The 26,450-nt window shown below is 74.3% G+C and carries 18 protein-coding genes and 2 pseudogenes; 12 read left to right on the forward strand and 8 right to left on the reverse strand.

The window, feature by feature from the left end; all coding sequences use genetic code 11:
• Window positions 1-17 precede the first annotated feature (17 nt).
• A complete protein-coding gene (locus ACFV57_RS23560) occupies window positions 18-695 on the forward strand; it encodes a uracil-DNA glycosylase (RefSeq protein ID WP_385235573.1) in 678 nt (225 codons plus the stop codon).
• Between the two features lie 110 nt (window positions 696-805).
• Window positions 806-1,084, forward strand: a pseudogene (locus ACFV57_RS23565) (hypothetical protein); the annotation flags it as partial.
• Window positions 1,085-1,661: 577 nt separating this feature from the next.
• On the opposite strand, the gene ACFV57_RS23570 reads toward ACFV57_RS23565, so the two are convergent.
• Window positions 1,662-2,159, reverse strand: coding sequence for a hypothetical protein (locus ACFV57_RS23570; protein WP_385235575.1), 498 nt, complete (start codon window positions 2,157-2,159; stop codon window positions 1,662-1,664).
• 424 nt (window positions 2,160-2,583) lie between these two features.
• Here ACFV57_RS23570 and ACFV57_RS23575 point away from each other — a divergent pair, with 424 nt between their 5' ends.
• The gene (locus ACFV57_RS23575; protein ID WP_385235578.1) at window positions 2,584-3,489 is read left to right on the forward strand and encodes a Gfo/Idh/MocA family protein; all 906 of its coding nucleotides are present in this window, start codon (window positions 2,584-2,586) and stop codon (window positions 3,487-3,489) included.
• Between the two features lie 23 nt (window positions 3,490-3,512).
• On the opposite strand, the gene lnt is transcribed toward ACFV57_RS23575, so the two are convergent.
• The 4 genes from lnt to ACFV57_RS23595 form a co-directional block, all read right to left on the reverse strand.
• Window positions 3,513-5,051: an apolipoprotein N-acyltransferase gene (lnt, locus tag ACFV57_RS23580; RefSeq protein ID WP_385235581.1), complete on the reverse strand. Its 1,539-nt coding sequence runs from the start codon at window positions 5,049-5,051 to the stop codon at window positions 3,513-3,515.
• 76 nt (window positions 5,052-5,127) lie between these two features.
• Window positions 5,128-5,625, reverse strand: a complete 498-nt coding sequence (locus ACFV57_RS23585; RefSeq protein ID WP_385235584.1) for a nuclear transport factor 2 family protein — start codon at window positions 5,623-5,625, stop codon at window positions 5,128-5,130.
• A 137-nt stretch (window positions 5,626-5,762) separates the two neighbouring features.
• Window positions 5,763-7,679, reverse strand: a complete 1,917-nt coding sequence (locus ACFV57_RS23590) for an ABC transporter ATP-binding protein (RefSeq protein WP_385235587.1) — start codon at window positions 7,677-7,679, stop codon at window positions 5,763-5,765.
• Window positions 7,680-7,856: 177 nt separating this feature from the next.
• Window positions 7,857-10,052: a heavy metal translocating P-type ATPase gene (locus tag ACFV57_RS23595; protein ID WP_385235590.1), complete on the reverse strand. Its 2,196-nt coding sequence runs from the start codon at window positions 10,050-10,052 to the stop codon at window positions 7,857-7,859.
• A gap of 93 nt (window positions 10,053-10,145) precedes the next feature.
• On the opposite strand from ACFV57_RS23595, the gene ACFV57_RS23600 reads away from it, so the two are divergent.
• Window positions 10,146-10,586 carry an ArsR/SmtB family transcription factor gene (locus ACFV57_RS23600; protein WP_385235593.1) on the forward strand — a complete coding sequence of 147 codons (441 nt, stop codon included), beginning with the start codon at window positions 10,146-10,148 and terminating at the stop codon, window positions 10,584-10,586.
• 136 nt (window positions 10,587-10,722) lie between these two features.
• Here ACFV57_RS23600 and ACFV57_RS23605 read toward each other — a convergent pair whose 3' ends face one another.
• Together ACFV57_RS23605 and ACFV57_RS23610 are read right to left on the reverse strand one after the other, a co-directional pair.
• The gene (locus tag ACFV57_RS23605; protein WP_385235596.1) at window positions 10,723-12,078 is read right to left on the reverse strand and encodes an NAD(P)/FAD-dependent oxidoreductase; all 1,356 of its coding nucleotides are present in this window, start codon (window positions 12,076-12,078) and stop codon (window positions 10,723-10,725) included.
• 204 nt (window positions 12,079-12,282) lie between these two features.
• Window positions 12,283-12,831 carry a GNAT family N-acetyltransferase gene (locus ACFV57_RS23610; protein WP_385235599.1) on the reverse strand — a complete coding sequence of 183 codons (549 nt, stop codon included), beginning with the start codon at window positions 12,829-12,831 and terminating at the stop codon, window positions 12,283-12,285.
• 161 nt (window positions 12,832-12,992) lie between these two features.
• On the opposite strand from ACFV57_RS23610, the gene ACFV57_RS23615 reads away from it, so the two are divergent.
• On the forward strand, window positions 12,993-14,261 hold the full coding sequence (locus tag ACFV57_RS23615) for an arsenic transporter (protein WP_385235602.1): 1,269 nt from the start codon (window positions 12,993-12,995) through the stop codon (window positions 14,259-14,261).
• Between the two features lie 571 nt (window positions 14,262-14,832).
• The gene (locus tag ACFV57_RS23620) at window positions 14,833-15,306 is read left to right on the forward strand and encodes an STAS domain-containing protein (protein ID WP_385235605.1); all 474 of its coding nucleotides are present in this window, start codon (window positions 14,833-14,835) and stop codon (window positions 15,304-15,306) included.
• Window positions 15,307-15,313: 7 nt separating this feature from the next.
• On the opposite strand, the gene ACFV57_RS23625 is transcribed toward ACFV57_RS23620, so the two are convergent.
• Window positions 15,314-15,802 carry a glutathione peroxidase gene (locus ACFV57_RS23625; RefSeq protein WP_385235608.1) on the reverse strand — a complete coding sequence of 163 codons (489 nt, stop codon included), beginning with the start codon at window positions 15,800-15,802 and terminating at the stop codon, window positions 15,314-15,316.
• 947 nt (window positions 15,803-16,749) lie between these two features.
• Here ACFV57_RS23625 and ACFV57_RS23630 point away from each other — a divergent pair.
• From ACFV57_RS23630 to ACFV57_RS23655, 6 genes and pseudogenes are all read left to right on the forward strand, one after another.
• Window positions 16,750-19,017, forward strand: coding sequence for an ArnT family glycosyltransferase (locus ACFV57_RS23630; RefSeq protein WP_385235611.1), 2,268 nt, complete (start codon window positions 16,750-16,752; stop codon window positions 19,015-19,017).
• 164 nt (window positions 19,018-19,181) lie between these two features.
• Entirely contained in the window at window positions 19,182-20,489 is a 1,308-nt protein-coding gene (locus ACFV57_RS23635; protein WP_385235614.1) for a M20 family metallopeptidase, read from the forward strand.
• Window positions 20,486-21,961 carry an aldehyde dehydrogenase family protein gene (locus tag ACFV57_RS23640; RefSeq protein WP_385235617.1) on the forward strand — a complete coding sequence of 492 codons (1,476 nt, stop codon included), beginning with the start codon at window positions 20,486-20,488 and terminating at the stop codon, window positions 21,959-21,961. The genes ACFV57_RS23635 and ACFV57_RS23640 overlap by 4 nt, the downstream gene beginning before the upstream one ends.
• A 68-nt stretch (window positions 21,962-22,029) precedes the next feature.
• Complete coding sequence (locus tag ACFV57_RS23645; protein ID WP_385235620.1) at window positions 22,030-22,854, forward strand: SDR family NAD(P)-dependent oxidoreductase; 825 nt, start codon at window positions 22,030-22,032, stop codon at window positions 22,852-22,854.
• Window positions 22,855-22,909: 55 nt separating this feature from the next.
• Window positions 22,910-25,306, forward strand: coding sequence for a penicillin acylase family protein (locus tag ACFV57_RS23650; RefSeq protein ID WP_385235623.1), 2,397 nt, complete (start codon window positions 22,910-22,912; stop codon window positions 25,304-25,306).
• Window positions 25,307-25,468: 162 nt separating this feature from the next.
• Window positions 25,469-26,437 (forward strand): annotated as a pseudogene (locus ACFV57_RS23655) (RNA polymerase sigma factor); the annotation flags it as partial.
• Window positions 26,438-26,450: the final 13 nt, after the last annotated feature.

Here is a 26,450-nt window from a genome sequence, read left to right on the forward strand (position 1 = left end):
CCGGAGGTTGCTCAGTGATGACCGACATGCTGCCCGAGTCCTGGCGCGGCGTCCTCGGCGAGGAGTTGGAGAAGCCCTACTTCAAGGACCTCACCGAGTTCGTCGAGCAGGAGCGGGCGAAGGGGCCGGTCTACCCGCCCCGCGAGGAGGTCTTCGCGGCCCTCGACGCCACGCCGTACGACCAGGTGAAGGTGCTGGTCCTGGGCCAGGACCCGTACCACGGCGAGGGGCAGGGCCACGGCCTGTGCTTCTCCGTGCGGCCCGGTGTCCGGACCCCGCCGTCGCTGCGCAACGTCTACAAGGAGATGAAGGAGGAGCTGGGCCACCCGGTCCCGGACAACGGCTACTTGATGCCCTGGGCCCGGCAGGGCGTGCTGCTGCTGAACGCGGTGCTGACGGTGCGGGCCGGCGAAGCGAACTCGCACAAGGGCAAGGGCTGGGAGAAGTTCACCGACGCGGTGATCAAGGCGGTGGACTCCCGGCCGGACCCGGCGGTGTTCGTGCTCTGGGGCAACTACGCGAAGAAGAAGCTGCCGCTGATCGACACCGAGCGGCACGCGGTCGTGGAGGGCGCGCACCCGTCCCCGCTGTCCGCGAAGAAGTTCTTCGGCTCGCGGCCCTTCACCCGGATAAACGAGGCCATCGCCGCGCAGGGCCACACCCCGATCGACTGGCGCATCCCCGACCTGGGCTGAGCCGGGAGCCGCGGCGTGCCGCGCACACCGCGCGGTCCGGCCCGCCGCCGGTTAGCGTCGGTGCAGGCAGGCCGTGGCAGGGCGGCGGACGAGCGCGGGAGTGTGCGGTGGTGGACGAGCAGCGTGCGAAGGCGGGCGGTGACATCGTCCTGACCCGCATCGGGCAGGCGGTCATGCTGCACCGGGGCGGCGACCGGGAGGAGGCCCGCAACCGCCTCGCGCAGCTGTGGGCCGAGGTCGGGCCGGACGGCGACCCGCTCCACCGCTGCACGCTCGCGCACTACCTCGCCGACACGCAGGACGACCCGGCCGCCGAGCTGGACTGGGACCTCACCGCGCTGGAAACGGCGTGGGAGGCGGACGCGGCACATACGACGGAGGGGGAGGGGGAGCGGAACGCGGGCCGGGACGGCGATCGGGGCCGGGGCCGAGACGAGGACCGGGACCGGGATCGAGACGGCGATGGGGATCGGAGCCGGGACGGGGATCGGGATCGGGACGGTGATTGGGATCGGAGCCGGGACGGGGATCGGGATCGGGACGGTGATTGGGATCGGAGCCGGGACGGGGACCGAAGCCGAGACGAGGACCGGGATCGAGACGGCGATGGGGACCGAAGCCGGGACGGGGACCGAGACCGGGACCGGGACGCGGACAGCGCCCGAAACCAAGCCCGATCCCGGCCCCGGCCCCGGTCGTCGCGCTCGCCCGGCAGCTCTCTCGCGCTGGCGGCGCTGCTGCCGTCCCTCCACCTGCGCCTCGCCGCCGACTACGCCGTCCTCGGCCGCCCCGCCGAGGCCCGCGCCCAGCTGGACCGGGCCCGGGCGACGGCGGCGGCACTGGCCGACGACGAGTACGGCCGGGGCGTACGACAGGCGATCGAACGGCTCGGGGTGCGGGTCACCGGCAGCCGGGCGGGCGGTGACGGCGGCGCGGGTCCCGCGGGGGACCGGTCGCCGTAGCCGGTCAGTCGCCGTAGACGTGGCGGCAGAGGGCGTCGGCGCTGTCGTCGTCCTGCCAGTGCCCGTAGTCGCGGGCCAGCTCGCACAGGCCGGGGGCCGGGGCGGCCGGGCGGCGGTCCCCGGAGCGCTGCCAGGGCGGCCCGTACCGGCGGGTGCCGGGGGCCTTGGACTTGTCCCGTACGCCCCTGGCGGCGCCCTGCCCGCGCCCCTCACCCTTGCCCGTCGCCGGGGGCGCCGGCCGCTGCGGCTGCGCCCGCCGGCCGCCGGACGCGGGCGGACGGGCCGGTGCGGGCTGCCCCGCGTCGGCTCCGGACGGTGTGGTCGGCCGCCCGCGCGCCGGAGGCCGGCTGACCTCCGGGCCGATGGGCTCCACGGAAGGGGCGGGCAGCGCGGGGCGCGGCAGGAGGCTCTCGGGGGCCGGACGGTGGACGACGGTGACACATCCGGTCGTGACGAAGGCCGTCGTCACCGCGAAGACCGCCGCTGCGGGGATACGGAACACCGGCCAACTCTGCCGATCACGGGCCCTTTTGGGAAAGACCCGCAGGGGTGAACGCTCCCGCGTGGCGTTGACCCCGGGGGCGGCCGCTGCCGAGCGCCCGACCACGGCACGGGCACGGCACGGCCACAACGGCGCAGCCGCAGACGACATCCACTCCGCCGCCCCCCGCACCCACTCCGCCGCCCACCGCCCGCCCCGCCCCTACACCGTTCCCGGAACATCCGGCACCCCGCGTCGCGCGCTCCCGGCGGCATCGCCGACGGGCGCCCGCCGCCCGGCACGTATGCTTCCGGGGCGCCGGGCACACCACCGGCGCGCCCGGCGCGATGTCCGTACGGCATCGGGGCGGGCGGCATCATCGGCACACCCGCAGCGCCGGTCCGCGCAGGCGGCCCGGGGCGGCGGCGCAACCCAGGGAGTACGCGTGAAGGTCGGCTGCATCGGACTCGGCGACATCGCACAGAAGGCGTATCTGCCGGTGCTCGGCGCGCGCCCCGGTGTCGAGCTGCACCTCCAGACCCGTACCCCGGCCACCCTGGAGCGGGTCGCCGGAACGTATCGCCTGCCCGCCGCACAGTGCCACACCGACCTGGACGGCCTGCTCGCGGCCGGCCTGGACGCCGCCTTCGTGCACGCGCCCACCACCGCGCACCCGGAGATCGTCACCCGTCTCGTCGAGGCCGGGGTGCCGACCTACGTCGACAAGCCGATCGCGTACGAACTGGCCGAGACCGAGCGCATCGTGCGGCTCGCCGAGGAGCGCGGCGTCAGTCTGGCGGTCGGCTTCAACCGCCGCCACGCCCCGGGGTACGCCCAGTGCCTGGAGCACCCCCGCGACCTGATCCTGATGCAGAAGAACCGGGTGGGCCTCCCCGAGGACCCGCGTTCGCTGGTCCTGGACGACTTCATCCACGTCGTCGACACGCTGCGCTTCCTGGCGCCCGGCACCGTCGAGCACGTGGACGTACGGGCGAAGATCCGCGACGGCCTGATGCACCACGTGGTGCTCCACCTCTCTGGCGACGGCTTCAGCGCCATCGGCAGCATGAACCGCCTCAGCGGTTCCACGGAGGAGATCCTGGACGTGTCGGGGCAGGACACCAAGCGCCAGGTCGTCAATCTCGCCGAGGTCATCGACCACAAGGGACAGCCGAGCGTGCGGCGGCGCGGGGACTGGGTGCCGGTGGCCCGGCAGCGCGGTATCGAGCAGATCGTGCTCGGCTTCCTGGACGACGTGCGGGCGGGCCGGTTCGTCCCGGCCGAGGACGCGCTGCGTACGCACGAGCTGTGCGAGCGGGTGGTCCGCGAGGCGCTGGCGCAGGGGGCCTGAGGCTGTACGCGTGAAGGGCGGGGCTACCGGTTCCGCCCCGCACCGTACGTCCCGCGCCGCAGCCGCAGCACCCCCGCCGCCACCGCGTAGGTACCGAGCGCCAGTATCGCCCCGTACAGCGCCCAGTCGCCGAGGCGCACGTACGGGCTGGTGCCCGCGGCCAGCGGGACGTCGTACACGGCCGCCCCGCCGCGCTCGGTGCCGAGCCGGCCGCCGACCGGCTCGCCCCGCGGCCCGTACACCGCGCTGACGCCGGTCAGCGTGGCGTGCGTCATCGGCCGCCAGGTCTCGGCGGCGCGCAGCGCGGCCAGCGAGGCGTGCTGCGCGGGCGCCCAGCTGTCCTGGAAAGTGGACGTGGAGGACTGGGCGACCAGCAGCTGCGCGCCGTCGTGCGCCAGTCGGCGGCTCATGTCCGGGAACGCCGACTCGAAGCACACCAGCGGCCCTACGCGCAGCCCGCCTGCCGAGCCGATGGGCATCAGCACCTGCCGGGTGCCGCGCATCCGGTTCTGGTCGGCGGCCTTGCCGACGTGCGTCGCCCAGCCCAGTACGGAGCGGAGCGGGATGTACTCGCCGAAGGGGACCAGCCGCATCTTGTCGTAGCGGTCGCCCGTCGCGCCCTGCGGGCCGACCAGCACGGAACTCTTGTAGATGCCGGGCTGTCCGGCGTGCCGCCCGTCGACGTTGACCAGCAGGTCCGCGCCAACGTCCCGGGAGAGCGCGGCGAGCCGGGCCGCCATGGCCGGGCTCCGGGTCAGGTCGCGGTTGACGCTGCTCTCGCCCCAGACCACCAGCTGGACGCCGCGCCCGGCCAGCGAGCGGGTCAGCGCCTCGCCGCGCGCTATCCGCGCGTCGGCGCCCGCCACTTCGCCCGGCTGGACGGCACCGATCCGGACCGTGCCGGCCGCCCGCGGCACCGGCGCCCACAGCCAGGCCGCGGTGCCGCCGACCGCGCACACGAGGAGGCCCGCCACGGCCGGGACACGGGCCCGCGGCACCGCGACGAGCAGGACGAGCGCGGTGTTCACCGCGACGATGAGCAGGCTCAGCAGCCACACCCCGCCGATGGAAGCGAGCCGCAGGGCGGGCGGAACCTGCCACTGGCTGGCGCCGAGCAGGCCCCAGGGGCCGCCCAAGTACTCCCAGGACCTGACCAGTTCGACCAGCAGCCAGCCGGACGGTACGAGGACGAGGGACGCCGCGCACCGGCGCGCGGTCGGCGTCCCGTGCAGCAGCGCCCGTACGAGCAGGCCCCAGGGCGCCCACAGCAGGCCGAGCAGCGCCGCCAGCACGAGGATGAACACGTGCAGGCTCGGCAGCAGCCAGTGGTGGACCGCCAGCATGAACCCGGCGCCGCCGAGCCAGCCGTCCAGCGCCGCCCGGCGGTTCGTACGGGCCGAGCGCGCCAGGAGGAGCCAGGGGACGAGGGCGACGTAGGCCAGCCACCACAGGGCGGGCGCCGGGAACGCCAGTGCGGGCAGCGCGCCGGCCGCGAGCGCCGCGGCGCCGCGTCCCCAGGGCGACGCGAGCCCCTTCACCCACCAGTCGGCCGACTCCCGCATACCGCTCCCTCCACCGGATCGCAGCATCCAGTGTGCGCGCGTCGGCCGATCATGGACAGCAGGCGGGGCGTCCCCGTCAGATCGCCGCCGGGAGCAGCCGGCGCCACTTCTCGTGGACGACGACCTCGCTCAGCCGCCAGCCGTCGGCGGCGCGGCGGGCGGCGAAGGCATAGCGGCCCGCGCAGGTGTAGTTCGGGGCGGCCGACGCGCCCGCGGCCTTGCCGGGCGGCGTGTCGTGCGGGTCCGCGAGGTGCATCGGGTTGAGGTAGTCCGCCTGCACGGTGGCCGTGTCGCCGGGCGCGCCGCCGTCGCGCAGCTCGATGCCGATCCGCCGGTTGACGATCAGGTGCTGGCGTACGGGGAAGCGCAGCATCATCTCGGCGAGCCAGTCCGCGACGTCGGTGGCGCGGCCCGCGATGCCGCCGGCCGAGCGGTAGTCGACGTGCCCCTCGGGGACGAACAGGGCCCGGTAGGCGGCCCAGTCGCCGTCGTCCAAGGCGATCGCGTAGCCGGTGACCAGGTCGTCGATGGCGAGGCGGTCCATGACAGTGGTGTGTTCCACGCGCTGGGTCATCGCCTCAGTGTTCGGCATGGGCGGGTCCCCGCCAAGGGCCGGTGCGCGTCGGTGATACGGCCGTCCGGCCCCGTCGCGCGTACGGGCGCGGGCCCCCGCCGAGGGGCGGGGGCCCGGGACAGGGCGTGGACGGCCGGTCAGTGCGCCGGGGCCTGCCCGGCCGCCTCGCGCACCGCCCGTTCCGCGGAGGTCTGCGCCTGCTCGAACTGCGTGCGGTACAGCTCCTCGTACCGGCCGCCCGCCGCGAGCAGCGTGTCGTGGGTGCCGCGCTCGACGATCCGCCCGTCCTCGACCACCAGGATCAGGTCGGCGGCCCGTACGGTCGACAGGCGGTGGGCGATGACCACGGACGTACGGCCCTCCAGGGCCTCGGACAGCGCCTCCTGCACCGCCGCTTCGGAGGTGTTGTCCAGGTGGGCGGTGGCCTCGTCCAGGATCACCACGCGCGGCCTGGCCAGCAGCAGGCGGGCGATGGTCAGCCGCTGCCGTTCACCGCCGGAGAGCCGGTAGCCGCGCTCGCCGACCACCGTGTCCAGGCCGTCGGGCAGTGAGGCGATCAGGCCGTCCAGGCGGGAGCGGCGCAGCGCGTCCCACAGTTCGTCCTCGGCCGCCGAGGGCCTGGCCAGTCGCAGGTTCTCGCGGATCGTCTCGTGGAAGAGGTGCCCGTCCTGGGTCACCATGCCGAGGGTGTCGCGGATCGAGTCGGCGGTCAGGTCGCGCACGTCCACGCCGCCGAGCCGTACGGCGCCGGCGTCCGTGTCGTACAGCCGCGGCAGCAGCTGCGCGATCGTCGACTTGCCGGCGCCCGAGGAGCCGACCAGCGCGACCATCTGGCCCGGCTCGGCCCGGAAGGAGACGTCGTGCAGCACCTCGGCGCCGCCCCGGGTGTCCAGGGACGCCACCTCTTCGAGGGACGCGAGGGAGACCTTGTCGGCGGACGGGTAGCCGAAGCGCACCGCGTCGAACTCCACCGACACCGGCCCGTCCGGCACCGCGCGGGCGTCCGGCCGCTGCTCGATCAGCGGCTTGAGGTCGAGCACCTCGAAGACCCGCTCGAAGCTCACCAGCGCGCTCATCACCTCGGTGTGCGCGCCGGACAGCGCCGTCAGCGGCGCGTACAGGCGGGTCAGCAGCAGGGCCAGCGAGACGATCGCGCCCGCTTCGAGGTGGCCGCGCAGCGCCAGGAAGCCGCCGAGTCCGTAGACGACGGCCAGGGCGAGGGCGGACACCAGGGTGAGCGCGGTGACGAAGTACGTCTGGACCATGGCGGTACGGACCCCGATGTCCCGTACCCGCCGGGCCCGCGCGGCGAATTCCGCGGACTCGCGGGCCGGGCGGCCGAACAGCTTGACGAGGGTGGCGCCCGGCGCGGAGAACCGCTCGGTCATCTGGGTGCCCATCGCGGCGTTGTGGTCGGCGGCCTCCCGCCGCAGCCCGGCCAGGCGGCGGCCGACCCGGCGGGCGGGCAGCACGAACACCGGCAGCAGAACCAGCGCGATCAGCGTGATCTGCCACGACAGGCTCAGCATCACCCCGAGCGTCAGCAGCAGCGTCACGACGTTGGCGACCACGCTGGACAGCGTGTCGCTGAACGCCCGCTGCGCGCCGATCACATCGTTGTTCAGGCGGCTGACCAGCGCGCCCGTCCGCGTACGGGTGAAGAAGGCGATCGGCATCCGCTGCACGTGGTCGTAGACGGTGGTCCGCAGGTCCAGGATCAGTCCCTCGCCCAGGCTCGCCGACAGCCAGCGGGTCAGCAGGCCGAGTCCCGCCTCCGCGAGCGCGATGGCGGCGATCAGCCCGGAGAGAGCCGCGACGGTCGAGGCCGCGCCGCCGCCGACGATGGCGTCGACCACCCGGCCCGCGAGCAGCGGGGTGACGACCGCCAGCGCGGCGGTCACCGTGCTCAGCACCAGGAACCACGCGATCCGGCGGCGGTGCGGCCGGGCGAAGGCGACGATGCGCCGCAGGGTCGAGCGGGAGAACGGGCGCCGGTCCCGCTGCGCGTTCATGGTGCTGTGCAGCGAATGCCAGGCGGTGACTTCCATGTCCATCGCGGTCCTCCAGGGCGGCGTGGTCGGCACGGGATCGATCGCGGGCCGTGGCGACCGGCGATATGCCAGAAGCTATGACCTCAACCAATGTTGAGGTCAACTGATTCCTTGATCGGCGCGCCGGACGCCGGTGGGGGAGGGGGTGCGACGGGGGCGCGCACCGGGCCCGCGCGCCTCTCAGGCCTCGGCGGCACGCCGCCAGGCCGCCGTGCGCAGCAGCCGCAGCCCGTTGAGCCCGACGAGGACGGTCGAGCCCTCGTGCCCGAGTACGCCCAGCGGCAGCGGCAGCTGCCCGGCCAGGTCCCAGGTGACCAGCGCGCCGATGCACACGGAAGCGACGACCAGGTTCTGCACCACCAGCCGGCGCGCCCGGCGCGAGAGCGCGACGACCGTCGGCACCGCCCCGGCCTCGTCGCGCACCACCACCGCGTCGGCGGTCTCCAGCGCCAGGTCGGACCCCACCCGGCCCATGGCGACACCGCTGTGCGCGGCCGCCAGCGCGGGGGCGTCGTTCACCCCGTCGCCGACCATGAGCACCTTCGCCCCGGCGTCCTGCCAGTCCCGGACGGCGGCCACCTTGTCCTGCGGCAGCAGCCCGGCCCGTACGTCCGTGATGCCGCACTCCTCGGCCGTACGGCGGGCGGCGCGGGGGTTGTCGCCGGTCAGCAGGGTGACGGGGGATTCGGGGTGGGTTCGGGCTGCGGGTGCGGCGCCGGTCCTGGCCCCAGTCCCGGTCCCGGTCCTGGTTCCGGCCCCGGTCCCGGCCCCGGTCAGGCGGTGGAGGCGGGCCACGGCTTCGGGGGCGCCGGGGCGCAGGCGGTCGGTGACGGCCAGGACGGCGAGGGGCGTACCGTCCGCCACCACGGCCACCGCGGTGAGCCCGGCGGCCTCCGTCTCCGACGCGATGGCGCGCGCTTCGCGCAGCCGTTCCGCTGCGGTTCCTTCCGCTGCGGTTCCTTCGTCTGCGTGCCCTTCGTCTGCGATCCCTTCACCGCTCCCGGACGCCTCCGCGCCCAGAAGCGCGGCCGGGCTGCCGACCTGCACCGCGCGCCCCTCGACCACGGCGCGCACGCCCCGTCCCGGCATGGACGAGAACTCGCGTGCGCCGGGCACCGGCAGGCCACGCTCCCGCGCGGCGGCGACCACGGCGCGGGCGAGCGGATGCTCGCTGGTCCGCTCCGCCGCGGCGGCGAGCGCGAGCGCCCGCGCCCCGTCCGTGCCGCCCAGCGGACGTACCCCGGCCACCTGGGGCGCGCCCTCGGTGAGCGTGCCGGTCTTGTCCATCGCGACGCGCGTCACGGCCCCCAGCCGCTCCATCGCCACGGCCGACTTGACCAGGACGCCGTGCCGCCCGGCGGTGGCGATCGCGGACAGCAGGGGCGGCATGGTGGCCAGCACGACCGCGCACGGCGACGCCACGATCATGAACGTCATCGCCCGCAGCAGGGTCGCGGTGAAGTCCGCGCCGAAGAGCAGCGGCAGCGCGAACAGCGCGAGGGTCACGGCCACCACCGCGGCGGAGTACCGCTGCTCCACCTTCTCGATGAACACCTGGGTGGGCGCCTTGGTCCGGCCCGCCTCCTCGACCATGGCCACGATGCGGGCGATGGCCGACTCGGAGGCGTCCTTGTCGACCCGTACCCGCAGCGCGCCGGTGCCGTTCAGCGTCCCCGCGAACACCTCGTCGTCCGGCGCCCTGTCCACCGGCAGCGGTTCGCCGGTGATGGTGGCCTGGTCCACCTCGCTCGCGCCGTCCAGCACCGTGCCGTCGGCGGGCAGCCGCTCCCCGGGGCGTACGAGCACGGTGTCGCCGACCCGCAGCGCGACCGCCTCGACGGTCTCCTCCCGGCCGTCGTCCGCCAGCCGTACGGCGGTGGAGGGCGCGAGGTCGAGCAGGCCGCGCACCGAGTCCTCGGTGCGCCGGGTGGCCAGGGCCTCCAGGGCACCGGAGACCGCGAAGATCACGATCAGCAGGCCGCCGTCGAGGAACTGCCCGATGACCGCGGCGCCGACCGCCGCGACGACCATCAGCAGGTCGACGTCCAGGGTCCGTTCGCGCAGCGCCCGCAGGCCCGCAAGGCCGGGCTCCCAGCCGCCGGCCGCGTAACACACCGCGTACAGCGGCCCCCACGCCCAGGCCGGGGCGCCCGCCAGATCGAGGAGGAAGGCCGGCAGGAAGGCGAGCGCGGAGAGGGCGGCCCAGCGCACCTCGGGCAGCGCGAGGAGGCGGGTGCGGCGCGGGCGGGGCAGGTGGGGCGGGGGAGTCGCCGCCGTCGGTTCAGGGGCGGGTGCGGCGGCCGGGGCCGGCGTGGGCGCGTCGGCGGATGCGGTCGGTGGCAGCTGCGTACGGCCGTGACTGGACGTGGATGTCATCGATACCTCTGTGCGGGGAGGGAGCGGAACCCGCACACCATAACCGAATACATGAAGACGTCTTCAAGTGTTACCGAAGATACGATGAGGCGTATGGGACATGGAGTCGACGGCAGGACCACACCGGCAGCGCATCTGGACGCGGACGCCGCCGCGACCATCGCCGCCACCCTCCAGGCGCTGGCCACCCCGTCGAGACTGATGATCCTCACCCGGCTCCGCCAGGGACCCTGCCCGGTGGGCGAGCTGGCCGAGGCGGTCGGCATGGAGCAGTCGGCGGTCTCCCACCAGCTGCGGCTGCTCCGCGCGCTGGGTCTGGTCACCGGCTGCCGCCAGGGGCGCCGGATCGTCTACAGCCTGTACGACACGCATGTGGCCCAGCTCCTCGACGAGGCCGTCTACCACATCGAGCACCTGCGCCTCGGCGCGCGCGACCTGCCGCCCGGCACGGCGGAGGCCGAGGAATCCGAGGAGGCCGCAGAAGCGGGCGAGTCCGGCGGGACCGGAGCCGGGGCGGAGCCCCTGAGCCGCTGACTCCCCGAGTCGCTGCACCCTCTCCGCAGGCCCCAGGCCCCAGGCCCCAGGCCCCAGGCCCCAGGCCCCAGGCCCCAGGCCCCAGGCCCCAGGCCCCAGGCCCCAGGCCCGGAGTGCCCCGCGTGCGCGCCCGCGCTCACCCGGTTCCGCGCGCCGCCAGCCGCTCCCGTACGTCCTCCGGCGAGAGATAGACATCGGTCCGCTCGAAGTCGCGCAGCGTCGCGGGCTTCTCGGCCTGGAAGCCGGTCCGCACGAAGTCGTCCCCGGCGGTCGCGTTGATCAGCCAGTTCGCCACGGTACGGAACCTGGCGACGCCGGTGCGCAGCGCCATCAGGTGGTAGCCGCGCGCCGCGACCTGGGCGGGCAGCCCGGTCAGCTCGTACCCCAGCGGCTTGGACACCGCGTCGATCCCGCCGAGGTCCACGACCAGCCCGAGGTCCTTGTGCCGGTACGGCGAGCGCGGCACGCCGCGCAGATCGGCGATGATGTTGCGCGCGGCGTGCTTGCCCTGCCGCTGGGCGTGCTGCGCGGTGGGCGGGCAGACCGCGCCGGCGCCCTTCGTCAGGTCCGGGACGGCCGCGGCGTCACCGCAGGCCAGTACGTCCGCCATGCCCGGCACGGACAGATCGGCGTCGACGGCGAGCCGGCCCCGCACCGTCTCCGCCCCGAGGGTGCCGATGAGCGGACTGGCCGCCACGCCCGCGGTCCAGATCAGCGTCCGGCACGGCAGCACCCGCCCGTCCGTGAACTGCACGCGGTCCTCGGTCACCTCGGCGACCGAGACGCCGAGCGACACCTCCGTACCGCGCTGCCGCATCAGCTCCAGCGCCTTGCGCCCGAGCCGGTCGCCCAGTTCGGGCATCAGCTTCGGCGCGATGTCGATGAGGTGCCACTTGATCTGGGTGGGGTCCAGGCGCGGATAGCGCCGCGCGGCCGCGTTGGTGAGCCGCTGCAGATAGGCGACGGTCTCCGTGCCCGCGTACCCGCCGCCGACGACGACGAACTGGAGCCGCGCCGCCCGCTCCTCCGGGTCCGTCGAGGCCGCCGCGATGTCGAGCTGGGCGATGACGTGGTCCCGGATGTACGCCGCTTCGGCCAGCGTCTTCATGCCCCGCGCGTGATCGGTCAGCCCGGGGATGTCGAACGTGCGGGTGATGCTGCCGGGGGTCAGGACCAGCCGGTCGTAGCGGATGTCGGTGGTCTCGCCCGTGATCAGCCGTACGACACAGACCTTCGCCGCGGTGTCGATGCCGATCACCCCGCCGGGCACCAGGCGCGTCCGGCGCAGGATGCGCCGCAGGGAGGGCGCGATCGACTGCGGGGTCACCACTCCGGCGGCGACGTGCGGCAGCAGCGGCAGGTACAGCTCGTAGTTGTTGGGCGTGACGAGCACGATCTCGGCCGTCTCGGCGGACAGGCCGTGCTCCAGGCCCCGCGCGCACTCCACCCCGGCGAAGCCGCCGCCCACGATCAGGACTCTGGGTCGTTCCATGACGCGTCCTCGCCTCTGTCGGCAGCTGTGTCGGCTTCCGGCCACGCTGGCACGCGGCGGCGGGGCCCGCCACCGCGCCCACCGGGTACCTCCTGCGACCGGGTGAGAAACAGGCGCCCCGGCCGCCGTGCCGAGCCGCGGTCCGCCCCGCCCGTTGTGCCGAACCCCGTCTGCCCAGCCGGGCCCCGTGCGCTCCGCCCCGGCTCAGCGCCCGTCGCGGTGGGTGGGCCGGGGGCGGCCGGTGCGGGCGAAGTGCGGCAGGGAGATGCCGCCGCGGTGCGGCGCCTCGCCGCTGCCGGGCCGTACGAACAGGGTGACGGTGACGCCCTCGGTGAAGCCGTTGCGACGCATCAGCGCCGCCGACGCGGTGTTGTTCACCTCGACGTCGGTCACCACGGACGCGGCGCCGGCCTCCGTCAGCGCCGCGCAGCACTCCCGTACCAGCTGCCCGGCCACGCCGCGCCCCTGGAAGTCCGGATCGACCGCGATCCACTCCAGGTACCCCCAGTCCTCGCGCTGCTCGAAGGTCATCGAGCCGAGCACGAACCCCGCGAGCCGCTCGCCGGCCAGGGCGACCCGGCAGGCGGGGACGGAAGCGTCGAGGTGGGTCGCGACGGCGGTCAGCGACCAGCCGGTGTACGGCATGGCATCGGTGTCGTAGACCCGGGACCCCAGTTCCAGTACGGCCGGGAGGTGTTCGGGGCGCAGGGGGTGCAGGGTGATCTCGGTGTCGGGCGCGGCCGGTGTCGGCATGGCCGGCGCTCCTTTCGGGGTGGGCGGTGGACGGGCCGGAGTCAGGCGGCGGATGGGGACACGGGCCTGGCTCGGGCGGTGCACCGATGGGGCGGACAGGTGTGAATCCACCCTAAGTGGGGCGATCTCGGACCGCGGTTCCGCCCCTGTAGTTTGCGGGGGTGAGCACCGCCGTCGCCGAGATCCTCTCCCTCCTGCTGCTGGTCTGCGTCCTGGTCTTCGCCGTACGGAGGCCGGGTGGCGCCCCCGAGGCGGTGGTTGCCGTACCGGCGGCGGGGCTGCTCGTGCTGGTCGGCGCGGTGTCGCCGGCCGCCGCGTGGGAGCAGGTGCACAAGCTGCTGCCGGTCGTCGGCTTCCTGGCCGCCGTGCTGGTCCTGGCGTACCTCTGCGCGCGGGAGGGGCTGTTCGAGGCGGCGGGCGCGCTGCTGGCGCGACGCTGCGCGGGGCGGCCGCGGCGCCTGCTGGCCGGGGTCTTCGTGCTGGCCGCCGCGGTCACGGCGGTGCTCAGCCTGGACGCGACGGTGGTACTGCTGACGCCGGTGATCATGGCCACCGCCGCGCACGCCGGCGCGCGCGCCCGCCCCCACCTGTACGCCTGTGCCCACCTGGCGAACTCCGCCTCGCTGCTGCTGCCCGTCTCCAACCTCACCAACCTGCTGGCCCTCGGCGCGGCCGGGCTGTCCTTCACGCGGTTCGCGGCCCTGATGGCGCTGCCGTGGGTGGTGGCGGTGGTTTTCGAATACCTGGTGTTCCGGCGGTTCTTCCGGCGGGACCTGGAGGAGGACGCGGGGCGCGGCGACGCGGTGGACGAGCCGCGGTCCGCGCCGCCGCTTCCCGTCTTCGCGCTCGTGGTCCTCTCGCTGACGCTCGCCGGGTTCGTCGTGACCTCTTTCGCCGGGCTGAACCCGGTCTGGGCGGCGCTGGCCGGGGTGCTCGTCCTGGGCATCCGCGCGCTGGCACGCCGGGAGACCACCGTGACGGGGGTGGCCAAGGCGGCCAACCCGTTCTTCTGCCTCTTCGTGCTGGCGCTGGGCATCGTGGTGGAGGCGGTGGTCACCAACGGGCTCGGCCGGGTCGTCGACCGGCTGCTGCCCGGAGGCGCTTCGCTGCCCGCGCTCCTCGGTGTGGCCGTGTTCGCCGCGCTCCTCGCCAACGTCATCAACAACCTGCCCGCGGTGCTGGCGCTGCTGCCGGTGGCGGCGCACGGCGGCGCCGGCCCCGTCCTCGCGGTGCTGATCGGTGTGAACCTCGGCCCGAACCTGACGTACGTCGGCTCGCTGGCCACGCTCCTGTGGCGGCGCATCCTCCAGGACCGCGGCGACGCGCCGGCCCTGGGCGCCTTCACCCGGCTCGGCCTGCTGACCGTACCGGCGGGGCTGGTCCTGTCGACGCTGGCGCTGTGGGGGGCCTTGCAGGTCATCGGGGCGTGACCGTGCCTCCTTGGCGGCCGATTGGTTGAATTCAGCCCTGTTCGCCCGAATCGATGAACTTATAACCGATTGGTGGGGAGCGTACGCAGACGCCGCGTCAGGAAAGCGTGGGGAAAAGGTAAGCGGTGTCCTGAAACAGCTCGGTCTTTCGACTGACGGGCGGGCCCGCGGGAAGGCGGCCGGCGTGCCTCGCCGCATCGGCCGCCACTTCCGCACCGCCCGCCTCGGCAGGCTTCGGTCCGCCGGACGGACACGGGCTTGAGTGACCGCTGTCACACTTGTCGCCCTCGCGGGGCGTATGTCCACCGGCCGGGTTCATGGCGTGAGTTTGAGACAACTTCTTTACGTATGTGCCGTCCGGACTGATGCCGGGGCCAGCGGGTAAGCCGTAGACACGTAAGGGCACAGCCGACGACCCGGACCCCGCCGGAGGCTGGCACCGCGCGGACGCCGAACGCCGACGGTGGTCATCCCCGCCCGGACCGCACTGGGCGAGTCCCCAAACTTCCGTACGTCCCCACCGTCAGCGTGCGGCGGCATCCCGCGCACGGGCACGGAGGTGGGGACAGGAATGGTGGACCAGGGGCGGACTTTCACGAGCCGGGAACACGTGGTGGGCGCGACCACGGTGGTGGAACTGAGCGGAGAAGTGGACATTCTGGCGGCGACCACGCTGCTCACGCGTTTCGACGAGATCACCGGCGCGCGCTGTCCCGATCTCGTCCTGGACGTGCGGGACGTGACCTTCATCGACTGCTGCGGCATGTCGCTCCTGTGCCGCGCCCGGCGGCGGATCGAGGTCAAGGCGGGCCGCCTGCGCCTGGCCGGCGTCGCCGAGAGCCGGAGCGTACTGCGCCTGCTGCGGCTGACCGGCCTGCTGTCCGCCTTCGACCTCTGCCTCGACCCGAGTGCCGACGCGGCCTTCGGGCCCGCGGGCGAGGGCTGTGCCGAGCCCCGGCCGGGCGAGGACTGTCCCTGCGCCCGGCCCGAAGGCGGGGGGCGCCCGGCCGCACCGGGCGCCCCCACGGACAGCGCCGTCGCCTGACGATGCGTCAGGCAGGCAGGGCCGCCTCGATCGCCTCCGTCAGCTCCGCTGCCTCCGGCTCGGTCCGCGGCCGAAAGCGCCCCACGACCTCCCCTTGCGCGTCGATGACGAACTTCTCGAAGTTCCACTGCACGTCACCGGCCTCACCCGCACCGTCGGCGGTGCGGGTGAGCTCCGCGTACAGGGGGTGCCGCTCCGGGCCGTTGACGTCCGTCTTCTCGAACAGCGGGAAGCTGACCCCGTAGGTGGCCGAGCAGAACGTGGCGATCTCTTCCGCGCTGCCGGGCTCCTGGCCCGCGAACTGGTTGCTGGGGAAGCCGAGGACGGTGAACCCGCGGTCGGCGTACTGCTTCTGGAGCCGCTCCAGGCCCGAGTACTGCGGCGTCAGGCCGCACTTGGACGCCACGTTGACCACCAGCAGGGCCCGGCCCCGGTAGTCGGCCAGCGATGCGGGCTCGCCGGTCAGGGTGCGCAGAGGGATGTCGTACAGGCTCACGTTCGGGCTCCTCGCTACGGGACCGCTGTTGCGGACGGACTTCCTCGGGAACAACAGTGCCCTGCCGTGTGTTCTTCCCGGCCGTCCCTCCTCCGGTGGCCGGGCGGGCCACGGGCGGAGCACTCCGGTACGCCATTCCCTGAGCAGCTGGTCGAAGATCGGGGTGCTCCCGTCACCGTTCATGCCCGGACCCAACACGAACCCGGCGCCCCGGGTTGCGGCCCGCCGTCGGCCCGGCCCGAGAAGCCCCCGAGGTGATGACGGACTGAAGATACGTTCCCGCGCGTCCTCGGCGCGCCCCCGTATTCCGGCCGACGGCCCGCCGGTAACGCGGTGGACGACTCCGGCTCGGACTTCGGCTCCGGCCGGTCCGATGTGCCGCTGAGGGTGCGGAAAACAACTCGGCTGTGTAATTCCTGTGTGTGGGCTATCTCTTTCCTGTGATGGGCCGATATCGGCCATGATGGGTGGCGTCTTTTACGGGGGGGCGCGGCCTGCGGAGGCCGTGCCGCTGCACGTCGGAGCGGGTGGCGACGGTGCCCCAGTGGGGGGAGGAAGCGTTCCTGCGGCGCGGTCATTCCTGGTGGCGCCGGTCGCGGGTTTCCCTCCGGCGGGATTGACCGGAAACGTGCTGGACGCAGCAGCATTCGCGATTCCGTTTTCCCGGGCTCATGCTCCTCTCATGTTTGGGTGTCACCGTTGGGCTTGCGAGTTCGCGGCGGCACCGGCATCCACTTACGTACGCATATTCCCGGTGGCGGGACGTCCCGCTATTCCGATGCCGCCGCCGGTAATGCGCTGAACCCCCGAAAATCCGGCCTCGGCGCGAGGCCGCCGGCCCCGAAGGCGCCGTCCGCGGCGGCGCCCGGCACGGCCGTGCCCGCGCCGGGAACCCACCGTCGCCCTGCGGTGCCCCCGACCCTCCTCCGTTTCCGGGAGAGACCACCATGTCCGCCACCACCTTCGTGGACCGGCCCCTCAGCACCGAACGGCCGCGCGTCCGCTGGCAGTTCTGGCACACGCCCGCGGGCCGGCCACGCTGGTCCAGGCCCGCGCTCCTGGGCATCGCCGCGCTCGCCGCGGTGCTGTACGCGTGGAACATCACCAGCAGCGACTACGCCGGCTACTACGCCGCCGCCGTACGCAGCATGTCGGAGAGCTGGAAGGCGTTCCTGTTCACGTCCTTCGACCCGGCGTCCACCGTCACCCTGGACAAGATCGGCGGATTCCTGTGGCCGCAGGCGCTGTCCGCGCGGCTCTTCGGCTTCAGCAACTGGGCGCTGACGCTTCCGCAGTGCGTCGAGGGCGTCGTCTGCGTCCTGGTGATCCACCGTACGGTACGGCGCTGGCGCGGCCCGGCGGCCGGACTGCTCGCGGCCGGAGTGCTGACACTCACGCCGGTGGCGGCGTCGATGTTCGGGCACGCGCTGCTGGAGGCGCCGCTGACCATGTGCCTGGTCCTGGCCGCCGACCGGTGCGCGCAGGCCATGACCAGCGGCCGGTTGCGGCCCCTGGTCATGGCGGCCGTGTGGGTGGGGCTGGCCTTCCAGGCGGCGATGATGCAGGCGTGGATCATCGTGCCGGCGCTGGCCGTCGCGTACGCCGTGGTGTCCCCGGCCGCGCTGCGCAAGCGGCTCGGCCACCTGCTGACCGCGGGCGCGGTGCTGCTCGCCGTCTCGTTCTCCTGGGTCCTGCTGATGACCGTCGTGCCGCAGAACTCGCGGCCGTACGTGGACGGGTCGCGCGACAACAGCGCCCTGTCGATGGTGTTCGGCTACAACGGCTTCGACCGGCTGAAGTCCGGCTGGAACATCGATGCCGCCAACAGCACGACGCCCGGCGCGGCCAAGGCCGCATCGGGAGCGGGCGGCGGGGCCGGGCACGACGCCAAGAACGGTGCCGGCACCGGCGCCAAGGGCGGTGCGGCGACGGCCGAGCGCCCGCCGGGGGCCGGGTCCGGGCGGCACGCGCCGGGCACGGCCGGTTCCGACGCGGGGGCCGCACCCGGCACCGGCCTGGCGCACGGCGCACGGCAGGCGGGCGGCGCACGGCAGGCGGCCGGCGGCGGATCGCAGGTGGCGGTGGGCGCTCCCATCAGCGGCTGGCTCAAGCTGCTCCGGGCACCCCTGGCGCAGCAGATCGGCTGGCTGTTCCCGCTCGCGCTGTCCGCCCTCGTCCTCGGCTTCGTCACCCGCCGCAGGCAGACTCGTACGGACCCGGTACGCGGCGGCTACCTCCTGTGGGGCGGCTGGCTGCTGACGGCGGCGGGCGTCATGAGCGCCATCAACGTCCCCCACGCGACCTACATGGCGGCCCTGGCACCCGGCCTCGCCGCGCTCTCCGCCGCCGGAGTCGTCACGCTGTGGCGCGCCAACAGCGCCAACAGCGCCCACAGCGGCCACAGCGCCCACAGCGCCCACAACAAGGAGACGGAGCGTCAGGCGGGCAAGGGCATCGGAAGGCTCCGGGCGTGGGCGCTGCCCGCCGTCGTCGTGGTGCAGGCGGTCTGGGCCGTCCACCTCGTCTCCGGGCACTCCGACTGGGTGCCGTGGCTGATCCCCGTGATCGTCGTGACCGCGCTCGCCGCCTTCGGCCTGCTCGCCCACGCCGCTCTCCGCTCCCGCACCCGCCCCCTCTCCCGACGCCACACCCTCGCCCGGCGCATCGGAACCGCCGGCCTGGTCGCCGCCTGCGTCACGATGCTGGCGGCCCCCGCCACCTGGTCGCTGTCCGTGCTGGACCCGCGCTACACCGGCTCGGCGCACTCCGCCTCCGCGGGCCCGCAGGACGCCACGCTCGGCACGCCCACCCGGCTGACGGACACCCAGCGCAAGATCCTCGACTATGCCGAGCGCCGCCGGGGAGGCGCCGACTACGCGTTCTCCGCCGGGCTGCTCACCGCGGAGCCGTACATCCGGCTCGGCGGCGCCGCCGTCCTGCCGCTCGGCGGGTTCGCGGCGGGGACCGAACCGGTCGGCCTCGACGCGTACCGACGGCTGGTGGCGGCCGGCAAGCTGAGCTTCGCGCTCGTCGGCCAGGGAGACGGCACGGGCACGTCGGAGACGGCGCGGATCAGCCGGTGGGTGCGCTCGGCGTGCGAGAAGGTCGATCCGGCGGCGTACGGAGGCGGGACGCGGTCCGGGAGCGGGCCGCGGGCCGGTGCCGCGGCGGGCCAGAGCCTCTACCACTGCTCCGCCGCGGACGCGCGCGGCTGACGGCGGACGCCGGGCCCCGCTCCTCCCACACCCCTGATTCTTGTATGACCCACTTGGCCCGTCGTGCCCCTCTTGACCCGTACGCGAGCGGGCCAGCACAGTACGGGGGACCGTCTGGTCCGACCCGTCTCCCGGCCGTACGGCCGGGAGAGTTGGAGGGTGCCGTGCACAGCAGCCCGAGTGTCGTGCCGTCCGGCCCGGACACCGGCGCACCGGAGGCAGGGAAGCGGCAGGACGGCGTACCGCCGGTCGACGAGGCGGCCGCCGTGGCCCTCACGCAGGACCTCGTCCGGCTGCGGACCGTCAACGCCGCGGGCGCCACCGCCGTAGAACAGCCCGCCGCCGACCTCGTCTCCCGGCTCTTCACCGCGTTCGGCTGGCCGCACGAGGTGACCGAGGTCGCCCCCGGGCGCCCCAACGTCGTCGCGGTCGTCGAGGGGGGCGGCGGGCCCGGCCGGACCCTGATGTTCGAGGGGCACTCGGACGTCGTGACCGAGGGCGACGCCGCCGCGTGGACCGTCGACCCGTACGGCGCGCAGATCCGCGACGGGAAGCTGTGGGGCCGGGGCGCCGCCGACATGAAGTCCGGTGTGGCGGCCATGATCTACGGGGTGCGGGCGCTCCAGCAGGCCGGGCCCTTCCCCGGCCGGGTCGTCGTCGGCGTGCTGTGCGACGAGGAGGGCCTGATGCTCGGCGCCAAGGCGTTCGCCGCCTCGCCGACGGCCGCCGGGGTGGACGGCGTCGTGGTCTGCGAGCCGGAGGGGTACGAGGTGTGCACCTCGGCCCGCGGCGGCATCCGCCTGCGGCTCGGTCTCCAGGGGGTGATGGCGCACGGCGCGATGCCGCAGGAGGGCCGCAATCCGCTCATCGCGGGGGCGCGGATCGTCGCCGCGCTCGCGGCGGCCGAGGAGTGGGCGGTCCGGCGGTACGGGACCCACCCGCACGCCGGGACGGTGACCGTCACCCCCACGGTGCTGCGGGCCGGCGACCCCGACCAGCTCAACGTCATCCCCGGGCACGGCCTGCTCGGCATCGACGTGCGGACCGTCCCCGGCACCGACCACGCCGAGATCGTCGAGCACCTGCGGCGGACGGCCGAGGCCGCGGCGGCGACCGCGGGCGTCACCGTCGAACTGACCGTCGTCGACGACCGGCCGGCCGTCGAACTGGCCGACGGGCACCCGCTCGTCGCCGCGCTGGTGGCCGGTCACCGGCGGGTGCACGGCGGGGCGCCGTCGTTCGGCGCGGTCCCCGGCACGACCGACGGCACGGTCCTCACCCGCGACGCGGGCCTGCCGACCGTCGTCTACGGGCCGGGCGGCAAGTGGATCGCCCACCAGAAGGACGAGTACGTGGCGGTGCGGGAGATCGCCGAGTACGCCCGGGTGTACGCGGTGGCGGCCCGGCACTTCCTCGACGGCGGCGACACCGGTCCCGGACCAGGGCGCGCCGAAGGCGGCGACGCCGCATGACCCTCCCGGACAGCACCGGCACACGCCGCGTACTCCCCGCCGGTCCGCCGCCCGGCTTACCCGTGGGCGACGGCTGGGTGGCCACCCCGCGCACCGGCCCGGTGGTCTTCCCGTACGACGGCGAGGAGTTCGCCAGAGCACCGGTGGGCGACGCGGCCCTCGCCCACCGCACCGTCGCGCACGCCGTGTCCGTCCGCCGCCGCGTCGCGAAGCTGACCTCGCGCGCACGGCGCCGGGTGCTGGGCGGCGTGGCGGCGGACCTGGAGGCGATCGCCGGCCCGATGGAGGACCTGCTCGTACGGGAGACCGGCAAGCCGCGGACCGACTGCCGTACCGAGGTCACACGGGCCGTGGCCACCTGGCAGGCCGCCGCCGACGAGGTGGCGCACATCCACGGGGAGACGGTGCCCCTGGACCTGCTGCCGTCCGGGGACGGCATGGTCGGCTTCTGGACCCGGCGCCCGGTCGGCGTCGTGGTCGGCATCGCCGGCTTCAACTACCCGATGATGCTGGCCTCCCACAAGATCGCCCCGGCGCTCGCGGCCGGCTGCCCGGTGATCGTCAAACCGGCGCCGGCCACGCCGCTGGCCACCCTGTGGCTGGTCCACCTCGTACGGGAACGCCTCACCGCGGCCGGCGCGCCCGCCGGCGCCGTACAACTGGTCACCGGGGACGCCGAGGTCGGCCGCACCCTGACCACGCACCCCGAGGTCGCCGCGGTCTCCTTCACCGGCTCCGCCGCCGTCGGCCACCGCATCGCCCGGGACGCCGCGCCCCGCAAGGTGGTGCTCGAACTCGGCTCCAACGCGGCGCTCGTGGTCGCCGCCGACGCCGACCTCGACGCCGCCGCCGACGCGGTGGCCCGCGGCGGCTACTACGCCTCCGGCCAGGCGTGCATCGCCGTACAGCGCGTGATCGCCGTCGCGGAGGTCGCCGTCGAGCTGGAACGCCGGATCGCCGGGCGGCTGCCCGAGATCGTCGTGGGCGATCCGCGCGAGGAGGACACCCGGGTCGCCGCCCTCATCGACGAGGCCGCCACCGAACGGGTGCTGTCCTGGATCGACCGGGCCCGCGCGGCCGGGGCCCGGGTGGTGGCGGGCGGCGGGCGGACCGGCCGGTGCCTGACGCCGACCCTGCTGGCCGACGTGCCGGACGGCCAGCCCGCGTGGGACGAGGAGATCTTCGGGCCGGTCGTCGCGCTGCGTACGGTCCCGGACCTGGACGCCGCGTACGACATGGTCAACGCCGGGCGGTACGGGCTGCACGCGGCGGTCTTCACGCGCGGCCTGGACGCCGCGTTCCGCGCGCTGGACGCGCTCGACGTCGGCGGCGTGGTGATCAACGAGGTCCCGGGCTACCGCAGCGACGTGGCTCCGTACGGCGGTGTCAAGGACTCCGGACTCGGCCGCGAGGGGCCGCGCTTCGCGATCGAGGAGCTGACGGTGACGCGGATGGCGGTGATCCGCCCATGAGCGGCGCGGGGAACGACGGCGCCGACGGACAACACGACACAGAGCGCACTACGGACAGGGAGCAGGCCATGGACCACGCTGCCGGTGCGGCGGTCGAGTACGCGAAGCTGTTCCGCCTGGACGGCCGCCGGGTCGCGGTCGTCGGCGGGGCCGGTGGCATCGGCCGGGAGGCGGTGCGCGCCCTGGCCGCCCACGGCGCCGAGGTGATCGTCGCCGACCTGGACGCGGCCGGCGCCGCCTCGGCCGCGGAGGCCGCCGCGGCCGAGACACCGGCCCCCGGCAGCCGGACCGGCACCGCGACCGCCTTCCCCCTCGACGTGCTGGACGACGACGCGGTACGGGCCGCGGCGGAGCAGTGGGGCGCCCTGGACGGGCTGGTCGTCACCGTCGGCGTCAACGTGCGCAAGCGGATCACCGACTACACCGCCGCCGAGTTCGACCGGGTCGTGGGCCTCAACTTGCGGGCCGCCTTCACCCTCGTACAGGCCCTCGCCCCCGCCATGGCGGAGCGCGGCCGGGGCAGCGTGGTCGGCCTCGCCTCCATGCGCGCCTTCCAGGTCGAGCCGGGACAGAGCGTGTACGCGGCGTCCAAGGCCGGGCTGGTGCAGTTCCTGCGGACGGCCGCCGCGGAGTGGGGGCCGCGCGGCGTCCGGTTCAACGCGGTGGCGCCCGGCGTGGTCCGTACGCCGCTCACCGACCAGATCGCCGCCGACCCGCAGTGGTACGACGCCTATGCCCAGGCGTCCGCGCTGCGGCGCTGGGCGCGCGCCGACGAGATCGCGGGGGCCGTCGCCTACCTCGTCTCGGACGCGTCCACGTTCGTCACCGGGAGCGTGCTGTCGGTCGACGGCGGGTGGACGGCGGTCGACGGCCGGTTCGAGCCGTCGGTCTGAGACCGCCCGACCGGCCGCACCGGCGCACCGGAACCCGGAACCACCAGGGAGGCACATGCCATCGCGCACCACCGCCTACGACGTCCCCGGCCTCACCGCTCCCGTCGAGATCCGCGTCGACCGCTGGGGCGTGCCCCACCTGTACGCCGCCTCCCAGGACGACCTCTTCCTCGCCCAGGGCTTCAACGCCGCCCGGGACCGGCTCTTCCAGATCGACCTGTGGCGCCGCCGGGGACTCGGCCTGCTCTCCGAAGTGTTCGGCGAGAGCTGCCTCGAACACGACCGGGCGGCCCGGCTCTTCCTGTACCGCGGCGACATGGCGGACGAATGGTCCGCCTACGGCCCCGGTACGGAGCGCATCACCAGCGCTTTCGTACGCGGCATCAACGCCTATGTCGCGCTCTGCCGGGACGACCCCGACCATCTGCCACCCGAGTTCACGCTGCTAGGCCACCTGCCCGCCTACTGGGAGCCTGCCGACGTCGCCCGCATCCGCAGCCACGGCCTCTACTACAACCTGGAGCAGGAGGTCGCCCGCGCGCTGACGCTGCGCGACCACGGCCCCGCAGTCGAGGACCTGCGCCGGGTCCGGGAGCCCGCGCACGACCTGCGCGTACCGGACGGCCTCGACCTGTCCGTCATCCCCGACGACGTGCTGCGCGTCTACCGGCTGGCCACCACCCCGCCGTGGGAGAACAGCACGCCCTGCCGCGGCCCGGACGGCAGCAACAACTGGGTGATCGCCCCGTCCCGTACCGCCACCGGCCGGCCGCTGCTCGCCAACGACCCGCACCGCGCCGTCACCCTGCCCGCGCTGCGCTACCTCGCGCACCTGTCGGCCCCCGGCATCGACGCCATCGGCGCCGGGGAGCCCGCGCTGCCCGGCGTCTCCATCGGCCACAACGGCCGGATCGCCTTCGGGCTGACCGTCTTCCCCATCGACCAGGAGGACCTGTACGTCTACCGCACCCGCCCCGAGGAGCCCCGCGCGTACTGGTACGACGGCCGCTGGGAGCCCATGACCCGGGTGACCGAGACGGTCCCGGTGCGCGGCAAACGCCCGGCCACCGTCGAGCTGTGGTTCACCCGGCACGGCCCGGTGATCCACGACGACCCGGAGCGCGGCACGGCGTTCGCGGTACGGGCGGCCTGGCTCGGCCCCGGCATGGCCCCGTACCTGGGCAGCACCGGATACATGACGGCGGACGGCCCCGACGCCTTCGTCGCCGCGATGCGCCGGTGGGGCGCGCCCGGCGAGAACCAGGTGTACGCCGCCCCCGACGGGACCATCGGCTGGCAGCCCGCCGGCCACGTCCCCGACCGGCCGAACTGGGACGGCACGCTGCCGGTGCCCGGCGACGGCCGCTACGAGTGGGCGGGCCGCCACCCCGTGGACACACTGCCGTCCGTACGCGACCCGGCCCAGGGCTGGTTCGCCACCGCCAACCAGATGAACCTCCCGCCCGGCTACCCGAACGCCGACCGGACCGTCACCTACGACTGGTCCGCACCCGCCCGGCACGACCGGATCGCCGCGGAACTGGCCGCGCGCACCGACTGGACCGTCGCGGACTGCGTCCGGCTGCAGACCGACCACACCAGCCCGGCCGCCCGCCGCATCCAGCCGCTGCTGACCGGCCTCACCAGCGACGACCCCGCGGTGGCGTGGGCACTGGACCGGCTCAGAGGCTGGGACGCCCGGCTGGCGCCCGAGTCCGTACCCGCCGCAGTCTTCGAGGTCTGGTACCGGCGGCACCTGCGTCCGGCCGTACTGGAACAGGCACTGGCCCGCCTGCTGCCCCCGGACCGCAGGGCCGCCGCGCTGGCCCGCGTCCTGCCCACCGGCGAAGCCGCCACCAGCGACCCCCGGGTGGACCTCGGCCTGCTGCTCGCCCCGGGCGACCGGCTCGGCCCGGACCCCGGCCGCGTCCTGCGGACGGCCGTCCTCGCCACCCTGCCCGCCGCGCTCGCCGAACTGGGCGGGCTGCTCGGCCCGGACCGTGACCGCTGGACCTGGGGAGCGCTGCACCAGGCGGAACCACGGCACCCGCTCGCCGCCTGGCTGGGGGAGCGGGGCCCGCACTGGACCCGGGTCGGGCCCGCGCCGCGCGGCGGCAGCGGCGACACGGTCGACGCCACCGCGTACGGCGCGGACTTCCGGCAGACCGGCGGGGCGACCTTCCGGCTGGTGATCGACGTCGGCGACTGGGACGCGTCGGTGGCCATGAACGCGCCCGGCCAGTCCGGCGATCCGGACAGCCCGCACCACCACGACCTCTTCGCCGACTGGGCGGCGGACCGCGCCTTTCCGCTTCTCCACAGCCGCGCCGCGGTCGAGCGGCACACCAGCTCTGTGATCATGTTGAGGCCGCCGGACGGACCCCGGCCGGCCGCCCCCGCGGAAAGGCGTGATTCAGATCACGGGAATTGCGGTGTAACAAACCACCGGTAAGTGCGCGATGAATAAAGAGGTGCTCGCCGTGCACCGTGCCTATGTGTATCGAGAGGTTCCCTCGTGTCACTCACCTCGCCCGTCATGCGACCGCAGGAAACAGCCGAATCCCCGGCCCCCGAAGGCGTACCGTCCGACGGTACGGCGATCGAGGCGGCCGGCGGATTCACCCTGTCCCACGGTGACGAGGGGGACGCCCCGGCCCAGCAGGTCGCCGGCGCCGGAGCCTCCGCCGACCCGGTCAAGGACTACCTGAAGCTGATCGGCAAGGTCCCGCTGCTCAACGCCGAGCAGGAGGTGGAGCTGGCCAAGCGGGTCGAGGCCGGCCTGTTCGCCCAGGAGAAGCTGGACACCGGCGAGCCCACCGGGCCGCTCCGGCGCGAGCTGGAGATCCTGGTGGCGGACGGCCGACGCGCCAAGGAGCACCTGGTCGAGGCCAACCTCCGGCTCGTCGTCTCGCTCGCCAAGCGCTACACGGGCCGCGGGATGCTCTTCCTGGACCTCATCCAGGAGGGCAACCTCGGGCTGATCCGCGCGGTCGAGAAGTTCGACTACGTCAAGGGATTCAAATTCTCGACGTACGCGACCTGGTGGATTCGCCAGGCCATCACCCGTGCGATGGCCGACCAGGCCCGGACGATCCGCATTCCCGTCCACATGGTCGAGATCATCAACAAGGTGGCCCGGATTCAGCGCCAGATCCTCCAGGACACCGGCCGCGAACCCACCCCGGAAGAACTGGCCAAGGAACTCGACATGGCCCCGGAAAAGGTCGTCGAGGTCCAGAAATACGGCCGTGAACCGATATCCCTGCACACCCCGCTGGGCGAGGAGGGCGACAGCGAGTTCGGCGACCTGATCGAGGACACCGAGGCCGTCGTCCCGGCCGAGGCCGTCGGCTTCTCCTTCCTCCAGCAGCAGCTGCGCTCCATCCTGGAGACCCTGGCCGACCGCGAGGCCGGCGTCGTCTCCATGCGCTACGGCCTCACGGACGGGCAGCCCAAGACCCTCGACGAGATCGGCAAGGTCTACGGCGTCACGCGCGAACGCATCCGCCAGATCGAGAACAAGACCATGTCCAAGCTCCGCCACCCGTCCCGCTCCCAGCTGCTGCGCGACTACCTCGACTAGGGCCCGCCGCCCG

This window comes from Streptomyces sp. NPDC059788 (genome assembly GCF_042732265.1).
GTDB lineage: Bacteria > Actinomycetota > Actinomycetes > Streptomycetales > Streptomycetaceae > Streptomyces.